The 10159-nt window shown below is 61.0% G+C and carries 8 protein-coding genes; 6 read left to right on the plus strand and 2 right to left on the minus strand.

Annotation, left to right across the window (positions count from 1 at the left end; translation table 11 throughout):
- The coding region (locus V7P99_RS14330; RefSeq protein WP_333795511.1) for an XdhC family protein at nt 1–969 on the plus strand (969 nt) is incomplete at its 5' end.
- A 551-nt stretch (nt 970–1520) separates the two neighbouring features.
- On the opposite strand, the gene V7P99_RS14335 is transcribed toward V7P99_RS14330, so the two are convergent.
- Together V7P99_RS14335 and V7P99_RS14340 are read right to left on the minus strand one after the other, a co-directional pair.
- Entirely contained in the window at nt 1521–1928 is a 408-nt protein-coding gene (locus V7P99_RS14335; protein ID WP_333795512.1) for a hypothetical protein, read from the minus strand.
- 466 nt (nt 1929–2394) lie between these two features.
- Entirely contained in the window at nt 2395–2943 is a 549-nt protein-coding gene (locus V7P99_RS14340) for an nSTAND1 domain-containing NTPase (protein ID WP_333795513.1), read from the minus strand.
- A 141-nt stretch (nt 2944–3084) separates the two neighbouring features.
- Here V7P99_RS14340 and V7P99_RS14345 point away from each other — a divergent pair, with 141 nt between their 5' ends.
- From V7P99_RS14345 to cas2, 5 genes are all read left to right on the plus strand, one after another.
- Nucleotides 3085–3909, plus strand: coding sequence for a hypothetical protein (locus tag V7P99_RS14345; RefSeq protein ID WP_333795514.1), 825 nt, complete (start codon nt 3085–3087; stop codon nt 3907–3909).
- 207 nt (nt 3910–4116) lie between these two features.
- Complete coding sequence (locus V7P99_RS14350; RefSeq protein WP_333795515.1) at nt 4117–4494, plus strand: type I restriction-modification enzyme R subunit C-terminal domain-containing protein; 378 nt, start codon at nt 4117–4119, stop codon at nt 4492–4494.
- 300 nt (nt 4495–4794) lie between these two features.
- Nucleotides 4795–8061 carry a type II CRISPR RNA-guided endonuclease Cas9 gene (gene cas9, locus V7P99_RS14355; protein WP_333795516.1) on the plus strand — a complete coding sequence of 1089 codons (3267 nt, stop codon included), beginning with the start codon at nt 4795–4797 and terminating at the stop codon, nt 8059–8061.
- Nucleotides 8062–8534: 473 nt separating this feature from the next.
- The gene (gene cas1 / locus V7P99_RS14360) at nt 8535–9473 is read left to right on the plus strand and encodes a type II CRISPR-associated endonuclease Cas1 (protein WP_333795517.1); all 939 of its coding nucleotides are present in this window, start codon (nt 8535–8537) and stop codon (nt 9471–9473) included.
- A gap of 38 nt (nt 9474–9511) precedes the next feature.
- On the plus strand, nt 9512–9808 hold the full coding sequence (gene cas2, locus V7P99_RS14365; RefSeq protein ID WP_333795518.1) for a CRISPR-associated endonuclease Cas2: 297 nt from the start codon (nt 9512–9514) through the stop codon (nt 9806–9808).
- Nucleotides 9809–10159 lie beyond the last annotated feature (351 nt).

Below are 10159 nucleotides of genomic sequence, written 5' to 3' on the forward strand. Positions count from 1 at the left end.
CTAGTCATCATTGGACACGGGAGCGAGACAGAGGCGCTCACGAGATTGGCTATCGCGTTTGGCGCTGTTGTCGAAGTGCTCACACCCGATCGCGTGATCGCGGCGGCATGCATTCGGCAAGGCGCACGGGCCAGGCATCTCCACAGCCCATCCGGTTCATCCGATCTGACGGGTGATCGTCATACCGCTATCGTCATGTTGTTCCACGACCATGACTGGGAGCCCGAGCTGCTCGTTCAGGCACTGAACTCTCGCGCGTTTTACATCGGCGCCATTGGTAGCCGACAGACTCACAAGCGCCGTCTGGCGTCGCTGCGCGAATATGGCGTTGCCGACGAGTTGAGCAGCCGCATCGTTGGACCCATCGGTCTCCTGCCTTCCACGCGCGATCCGGAGACGCTTGCGCTGTCGATCCTGAGCGAGATCGTGAGCATTTACAGGTTATCTCTCGACGAAGCCGCCGAGGCGACGTCAGGAGAAGGCGAGCACGCATCGCAGCTAGCCCCCCAACAATCGCCAATGAACCGAGGATCAGCGCAGGCGCATTGCATAACTGAAATCCACCGTGAGGTGGCACGCGCACCGCGATACTTCGTACAGGTTATTTTCAATGAGCTGGAGCCTTCAGCACGCACCACCGTGCATGACCAGATCGCGACATCAGGTACATTACGTATTCTCGATTCTGCCAGGTATCTTCTCCGTTCTGTTGGATCGCGCCGGCCACTTCGCGAGCGTCTGTTAACTCGGGGTTCAATGCGGACAAGTATTCTTCCAGCCGTCCGCGCTCACTTTCTGTCAGGCACGGTAGGGAAACTTTCGCGACCCTTGCCAACGACAACCAATGGACGCCTGCCCAGCCTGCCTCGCCAAGATCCGAGAAACTCAACAGAGCGATTAAATCAGATGCGAGCGCACCGCGCGCTTGCCGCGATAGTCTCCAAGTGTAAGTGCCGGAAGAAAACATGAAGCGAAGGGTCAAACGTTTTTAGTATGGTACGGGCTGTCTCCGGCTCACTCGCGGCCAACGCACACAGCGATTTTCGGTGCAGCGCCAGAAGCGCATCGGCGCCGTAGACTTCACCTGCTCGTGGATGGCGATCGAACGTATAGTCCCGCTCCCCCTCGGCTTCCTTTGCGACAATAATGGAAAAAAGAGGCCACCAACGCGCGGCCAGATCTCTCAAGAAAGGCCTTTGGCGAGGCTTTAGCCAGATTGCTGAGCCAATGATTGGCTATGTCCGGAACGACATCTCGTTCAAACGGATGCCGACCAGGATTGGACTTAAACTAGGCATCAAATAACGTGCGCAGGATCGAGCCGCTGACCTCACGACGCTCACCGACTTGGATAGGAACATGCTGTTCCTGCCCAACGGGTTCCAGCTGGGCTCTAAGGGGTCTCGCGAACTACCTGTTCGAACAACTTCTCGATCGCCCCATCCCCCGGTGATTTGGAGACGAACCTAAACCACTGGAGGAGTGCGTGGCCCTTAGTAGCGTCACCTGCCCACCACCGCCTAAGGAGCACCGCGATCTCGTTTGGTCGCACGGCCACCGATCGATCGAGCCACCGGAGCACCGCTTCGCGGCGTTGTTCCATCGCACATTCGAGCTCGCGATCTATCCATCCGGACGCAGCAAGGTATATCGAACCAGCCCGACGAACCCAACAGGGCATCGCGCACGACGAGCGGAAATTCCTCGCTGAGATCGTCAAGACCATCGAGAATGCGAAGCTCGTCAGGTGTAGGATCGCTAAGGGTCCCAAGCCAGAGCGCCACGACGTTCTTGATGTGAAAGCGGATCGTGCCACTTTCCATCACGTCGGCCAGCTCCGTTAGGTACCGCGGCCAGTCGGCTTGCCGCATCGCCTCGAGGATCTGTCGGGTCTGTGTTCTGCGGAAGAGGTGCTGCTCGGTCGACATCAACAGTTCATGCAACGATTGCTGCTGATGGACGAACGGGCGAAAAGAAAATCGAAGAAGCTCTCGTGGAAAAGGTTCAGCTTGTCTCGCACATTGACGATGAGGTGTTCAGATACCAATACGTCGGTCGCTCCACGATATCCATCGAGTACGCTTGCGGGGGCATCAAGCCGCTATCGGTCGCTCATCCATCGAGCCAGCTCCACAAGCGCGGCCGAAACTGTCCACCCTAAGGTCCGTTCTTGAGCGACTGATTTTTCTTTCTTCCTTAGAAGACGCTGCAATAGGTCGGTGCGGCTTCTGAACGACTGGTCGCCATCTTCACTCTCTAAAAAGAGTGCGAGATTGAGGGGCAAGCACAGCAGTTCCTTCTGTCCTGTCGTTAAGAGCGTAGTTGTCACTCCGCGGCATGTAAGAAACGGCTCGACCTCACTCGCCCAATCGAGCAGAGGTATGTTGACCTCTCTTACCTGCGCCGCCTGCTTCCAAGTCTTGAGCCGGGCATCATTATCGAGATCAAGGTCCGGCAAACGAGGAGTACTCGGACGATCTTTAGATTATGGGCCTCATCGAGAAGACGCAGCACACTCTCCCGCACGGCACCATTCCGGCCCGACACCTCGCTGATTGCGTCGACCTGATCAATAACCAGAACGCTCATCCTACCGGGTGCCAGCCGAGCCAGCGTCCATGCCGGGCTCTCGGCTCGCCCGATGAGAGCAATCCCCAGCTCCTTAGAGGTGCGACACGCAAGATGCTGGTCTACACGGAGCGCCAGCGCGGGAATGCCGCGCTGCTCAAGCTTGTCAATGACCCCGCGCACCACACCGGACTTGCCGCTCCCCGCAACGCCGGTCAGCAGCACAATCGTTGGGCCTTCCAATTCCGATAACATCTCGTGAACGACAGTCGTCTGCGTTCTGCCGATCGTGCAACCGCCGGCGCCGAACGGGATGTACGTCTTTAGATAATCAATCGTCTCCTTCTTGATGCGCTCCAGGATAGTCGGATCCATCACCTCCGGCTTCACCTTGAGATCGGTACGTTCGCCACCCAAGCAGATGAGAACAAGGACCGGCTCAGCCGGATGCCCCAAGCCCACAAGGACGCCGATGCGGCCATTGTCCGGCTCCTCGGCCTTGTGGAAAAGGGCCTGATGGAGGCCGAGGATCCGAACCTCAAGGAACGTCTTGTCGGCCTCAAGGTGCAACGCGATGAGCTGGCCCAGGACATTGCCGACCTGCAGAAACAGATCACCAGCGGCGAGCCGGCCATCACTCCCGACAAGATCGAGAGGTTTGCCGCCCTCCTCCTCCGGGATCACCTCCACAATGGATCGCCAGAGCTACGGCAGGATTGTGCTCGGTTGGAGGCGTCGCGCCCTCGGCTACTGACGGTGCATCAACGGCAGCATAGGTGGCAGCCCTACTGTCTCCGTCGGTTGGCGAGCGCGGCGAAATCGCTGTCGGCCCGGCTGTTCGCGGCGCGGCTCGACTTGGCTCGCGCGCTGGACGGGAAAATAGGCGGCGCAAGCGGTTTCTCCGTCGGCGAGCAGGAAGGATATGACAGCGGAAGCTCGGACAACGAGCCGCCGACCGAGGACGACGTTCGCGCGGACGCGCTGAAGACCCTTCAGGATATCGTCGGCGGCATGAGCCTGGACAATTTCATCGTGCGTCGGCGTCGTCGCGTCGTAGAGAAATACGGCAAGCCGGAGGCCTGGGCGAAGCTCGACGACGAGGCCCGTGAAGAGTTGGTCGAGGAGGTCGCTCCGCTGTCGGCGACGGGACTGGGGACGGAAGAGGCCAAACGCTTCGACCTCTTGATGCTGTCGCTCGAATTGGCGCTTCTGAAAGGATCCAAGCGGTTCGACAAGCTCAAGAAGCAACTGATCGAGATTGCATCGGCGGCATTCCGGCAATCGCCCATCAGGCCGCGCCAACCGAAGACATTCAGACCGAGCCGTGGTGGCAAGGCGTAACCGTATCGATCCCTGAATTTTATCCGCCGCCGACTGCGCAACCTCGTCCAGCACATCGAGAAGACGAAGAAGAGCATTGTCTATTCGAACTTCGCCGACGAGATTGGAGAGGGTGTTGCTCACGAACTGCCGCAAGTCGGCGAAGCAGATTTCGCCAGATTCAAAGCAAAGGCCCGCCATTTCCTGAAGGTGCACGATGACCATATCGTGCTTCATAAGCTGCGGCAGGCAAAGCCCTTGACGCCGAGCGACCTGAACGAGCTGGAAAAAATGCTGCTCGACGCTGGCATCGGCTGCCCAGCAGACATCGTGCGGGCGGGCGCTGCCCGTCAAGGATTTGGACGCTTTGTGCGGTCCCTCGTTGGCCTCGATCGCGCGACTGCCCAGGAAGTTTTCGGCGAGTTTTTGACGTCCGGAACCGCATCGGTTGCGCAAATCGAGTTCGTCAACATGGTGGTCGAACACCTCACGGACCAGGGGATGCTCGCGCCCGACCTACTTTACGAGCCGCCGTTTACCGACATGCCCCGATCGGGCCAGAACAGATGTTCGGCGAGCTGCATACAGAGCGTCTTTTCAGGCTGATTCATGATCTGAACGAAAGCGCAGCCGCGTAGGATTTCGGACGTGATCTATGAAACTTGATTCGAAACCGAGTGTCCCAGTCGGCCCGCGCGGCGCAGCGAATATCACAGGCCAATGCTGGTCCAGAAAGGCGAGGCATGACTTAATTAAAAAGGCGGACCGGAGCCCGCCTTTGATTTCGTGGGATGAACCCTTGTTACCGGAGGGACCACGCCGCGATCTCTGCTAGAATGCCCCATGGTTAGCACGCATACTGAGCCCGGGCAAGAGACCGCGCTCCGCGATGGGGGGAATGATTTTATGACAAGTTGCATTCCGCTCCGATTCGCCTTCGATCTCGGGACGAACTCGATCGGCTGGGCCGTCTATCGCATCACCCATTTTCCTGATCCGAATTTGGCGCCGCCCACCGTTGCCGAACTCATCGCGTGCGGCGTGCGCATCTTCAATGACGGCCGCAATCCCAAGGACGGCAAGTCGCTGGCCGAGATGCGGCGCGTGCCGCGCGCGGCGCGGCGGCGGCGCGATCGCTATCTCCAGCGCCGGACCGATCTGATTGCACTCCTTGTCGACCTTGGGCTCTTGCCGGTGGACGAGAAGGAGCGCCGCGCACTTGTCACACTCGATCCCTATCGGCTCCGCGCCCTGGGGCTGGATCAGCCGTTGACGCCGTTCGAACTGGGACGTGCGCTATTCCATTTGAACCAGCGCCGCGGCTTCAAATCTAACCGGCGCGTGGACCGCAGATCCGACGAAAAGGGCAAGATCGAAACCGCAGCCGGCCTGCTCCGTGGCGCACTGAAATCGGAGAACGCGCGCACGTTCGGCGAATTCCTGTGGCGGCGCCATGGCGGCCCCGACGGCAAGGCCACGCCTGGCACCCGCAAAGCCGTCCGTATCCGCCTCGAGGGCGAAGGCGCCAAGGCGCTTTATCATTACTACCCTCTGCGTGAGATGCTGGAGCACGAGTTCGACACGCTCATGGGCAGGCAGCGTGCGCACCATCCCGGCATCCTGACCGACGACGCGATTTCCCGGATCAGGCACACGATCTTCTGGCAACGGCCGTTGAGGCCGGTCGAGCGCGGGCGCTGCACGCTCGTGCCGGAGGAGGAGCGCCTGCCAAAGGCCTTGCCGTCGGTCGAGGAGCGCACGATCTACGAGACGCTCAATCATCTCCGTTACGGCGAAGGTCTCCTACGCGACAAAGCCTTGACCAAGGCTGAACGCGATCTCGTCGCCCAACCGCTGCTGCAAGGCAAAAGCAAGCGCCACGTCACCTTCGACACGATCCGCGCTGCGCTCAAGCTTAACTCCGACGTCCGGTTCAATCGCGAGGACAGCGGCCGCAGCGACCTCTACGACTGCCGCTCCCAGTCGGCCGAGAAGCTTGCCGCCAAGGATCGCTTCGGGCCGCGCTGGTATGTGCTGCCCCTCGCCGAGCGGGACGCCATCGTCACGCGCCTGATCGACGAGGACGACGAGGAGCAGGTGGCGTCATGGCTCATGGCGGACCATGGGCTCGACGAGGACGCCGCGCGGCGCGTGGCAAACTGGTCGCCGCGCGAGGGCGTGTCCCGCCTCGGTCGGACGGCAAACGCCGCGGTTCTCGAAGAGCTGAAAAAGGATGTCATCGCATATAGCGACGCGGTGCAATTTGCTGGCAAAGCTCTTGGCGTGACTTGGCACCACTCCGACTTCCGCGATGGCGTTATCGAGATCCCCCTTCCCTACTACGGGCAGATTCTCGAACGCCAGGTCTCGTTCGGTAGCGGCAAGCCGGAGGACAACGCCGAAAAGCGTTACGGCCGCGTCGCCAATCCGACGGCGCACATCGGTCTCGGGCAGCTCCGGCGCGTCACCAACAAGCTGATCAAGGCGTACGGCCCGCCGGCGCAGATTGTGGTCGAGTTGGCGCGCGCGCTGAAGCTAACAAAAGAGCAGAAGGACAAGGAGCAGCGCGAGAACGCCAGAAACAAGACGGAGAACGATCGCCGCCGCGCTATCCTGGAAGAGCAAGGACAAGCGGATACGGGTGAGAACCGCCTGCGCTTGCGGCTATTCGAGGAGCAGCAGCGCGCGAACGGCGGCGTGGCCCTCTGTCCGTACTCACTGAAGCCGATCGGCATCGAGGCGCTGTTCTCGGCTGAGATCGAGATCGATCACATCCTGCCTTACTCGCGCACACTCGACGACACGAAGGCCAACCGCATCCTCTGCTACCGCGCCGCTAACCGACACAAGCGCCGCGAAACACCATACGAAGCGTTCGGCGGCGCGCACAAAGCCTTTCCCGAACAGCCAGACTGGACCGACATTGCCACCGCAGCCGCAGGTCTCCCCGCAAACAAGCGCTGGCGCTTCGCACCGGACGCGATGGAGCGCTACCAGAACAAGGAGCGCGACTTCCTCGCACGCCAGATCAACGAGACACGCCATCTCTCGAGGCTTGCGCGATTCTATCTCGGCGCGGCGACCGGCAGCACAGATCACGTCTACGTCACGACGGGGCAGCTCACGGCCATGCTGCGCGCCCGCTGGGGGCTGAACGCCATCCTCGGCGACGAGAACCGCAAGATGCGGGCCGATCATCGACACCATGCCATCGACGCCATCACCATCGGGGCCATCGACCGCTCGCTGCTACAGGATATTGCCCGGCGCGCCGGCGCGCGCGAGGAGCAGGATCTTGCGCGCACGACAGCAGACGTTCCGGATCCATTCCAAAATTTCCGGGAGATCGCGCGCGAGAAGGTCCGCGCGGTGGTCGTCTCCGTGAAGGCCGACCACGGCAAGGGCGGCGCCTTGCACGAGGATACGGCTTATGGCCTCGTGACCAATCCTGCCGAAGCGGCCGAAATCGGCAATCTCGTATTCCGCAAGCCGCTCGTCGCGCTCAACGCAAACGAGATCGACAGCGTACGCGATCCTCATCTCCGCAGCGAGCTTCAGGCTCTCGCGGCACCTTACCGTAGCGACAAGGGTAAGCTCACGGACGAGAAGGGTCTCAAGGCGGCGCTCGCCGCCTTCCGCGTGAAAACATCCCACAACGGCAACGAAGTCGAGCGACAGGTTCGGCGCGTGCGCATCGGTAAGACGAAGGCCGGCGAGGTTCATATCCGCGACCGGTGCACGGGCGCGGTCTACAAGGCGCTGCTCCCTGGCGACAACCACCACATCGACATCGTGCAGATGCGCGACGGCACGTGGCGGGGGTTTGCGGCGACCGTGTTCGACGTCAATCAGCCGGGCTGGCGGCCGCTGTGGGAGCGCGAGCGGCTCGGCGGCAAGCTCGTCATGCGCGTGCACAAAGGCGACATGATCGAGGTCGACGACGCGGACGGCCAGCGCAGCATCAAGACCGTGCACCGCCTGTCGCCAAGCAACAATGTGCTCTATCTCGCGTCCCACAATGAAGGCGGCGAACTCGGCAAGCGCCACGACGACAAGGAGGATCTCTTCCGCTGGGACTTCGCGAACATCGGCGGGCTGAAGAAGCGCAATGCCCGCAAGGTGCACGTAGACGAGATCGGCATTCGTAGCCTCACACGCTCCAACGCCGATTGACCGAAGGCCGAATCGGCACGAGCTTAGTCGAAATTCCCTACCCAATGGTCTGGAAAATGATCCTGTATCCAATTGGAACGATGTGTCGGACTGGCGACCGCTGTCCGCGCGATGGTCACTGGCAAGCCGTTGGCCATGGTAATTCGCTTATGCTCATTTTTTGCGGCGACAGGTTTCCTCTCTTTGCCGGAAGCTTTGTGGATTGGGAACTTGTCGCCACATAGTAACAATTCGAGCGGCCAACCTATTGGTGTTCTTTTTCTCAAGCCGTGCAAGAGAATACCGTTGGGTGTTCCGGTCGGACTGCAGCGATCGCTGCTAGAACCGGGGAGCGGATCCCCGACCGCGGCCGGGGTCCCATCGCTCCGGCCGCATTCCCTTGTGCCGATTAACCCCGCTTCCCACGAGATGTAGCGCTTTCGCCGGAAGATCGCTTTCCTCTGCGCTCGGACATCGGATGCAGGGGATCTGTCATGCTTGGGCGCATCGTCGAGATTTCTGGTGAGGGCCGGCGCCTGACGCTCGAACGCGGCTTCCTCAACATCTCCGGCCCGGACGGCCTGCTCGGTCAGATTCCACTTGACGACATCGAGGCCGTGATCGCTGCGAGCCCCGCCGTCACCTACACGAACCAGGCCCTGGCCGCGCTGGCGGCTCGCAACGCGCCCGTGGTCATTTGCGGAACGAACTTCACGCCCGCGGCCTGCCTCGTCCCCGTCAACGGGCACCATGCCCAGGGCGACCGCATCGAAGCCCAGGCCGAGGCGACGAAGCCCAGCAAGAAGCGGCTGTGGTCTGAGATCGTTCGCGCGAAGCTGCGTGCGCAGGCGGCGGCGCTGGAGCGCGCGGGCGGAAACCCGCTGATCGTCCGCTCGCTCGTGGCGCGCGTGCGCTCCGGCGATCCCGACAACATCGAGGCTCAAGCCGCGCAACGCTACCTGCCGGCTCTCTTCGGCAAAGGGTTCATTCGCGAGCGGGATGCGGCCGGTCTGAATGCCTTCCTCAACTACGGCTACACCGTCGTCCGCGCTGCGACCGCCCGGTCCATCGTCGCGAGCGGGCTTCATCCCTCGCTTGGCCTGCATCACAAGAGCAAGGGCGACGGGCTGAAGCTGGCCGATGACCTCATGGAGCCATTCCGTCCAGCCGTCGATCTCATTGCTCTGGATCTGGCCAGCGAGGGTGTCGTCACTCTCGAGACCGCCGCGAAGCGCCGGCTCGCCGCCGTCCTGCATGCGGACTATGAAACCGACGAAGGCGTTACGACGCTGTCGAATGCGCTGAGCCGTCTCACGCAATCTCTCGCGCAGATCTATCTGGGACAGCGTCGCCGCCTGCGGCTCCCGCGCTCCGATATTCCTCTGCCTCCAAGTGAGGGGCCTCGTATGTCGGGAGACGAGGCGGCCGAATGACATTCCGTAGTTTGTCTGGGTATCGCATCGTGTGGGTCATGGCCCTGTTCGATTTGCCGGTTTTGACGCCGGAGGAGCGCAAACGCGCGACAAAATTCCGAGAAAGCCTGCTCGACCAAGGGTTCTGCATGATGCAGTTTTCCTGCTATCTAAAGTTTACGGCGGGTAAAGAGCAGGCCGAGGCATTGGCGAGCAAAATCGGCGCCACTGTCCCCTCTGGAGGCAAGGTTGATGTGTTGTTCTTCACAGATCGCCAATATGAGGCCATCAGATCGTTTCGAGGCACGGGTCAACGCGGCCGCCCCGAAAAGCCCAACCAGCTTCAGCTCTTTTGAAGCGATTCGAGCGCCTGAAATGAGCGAAGCTCGACACATCCAGGCGTGTCGGCTGCCGTTTTCTTCAATGCGAAACGTGAAAAAGGCCTCTGGCTCCCAATGGGTTGCCAGAGGCCCGTTCTAGCAGAGATCGCCACGCGGTCCGACCGGAACTCAGCACTTATTTCCATGTAGGTGCCGCTGGTTCTAGCAGAGATCGCCACGCGGTCCGACCGGAACTTCCTGTTCATACTCTGCACTTTGGGAAATGTTCTAGCAGAGATCGCCACGCGGTCCGACCGGAACGGACTAGAAGAACTACTGATAACCCAACGAGTTCTAGCAGAGCTCGCCACGCGGTCCGACCGGAAC

Source organism: Hyphomicrobium sp., assembly GCF_036780825.1.
Lineage (GTDB): Bacteria > Pseudomonadota > Alphaproteobacteria > Rhizobiales > Hyphomicrobiaceae > Hyphomicrobium_C.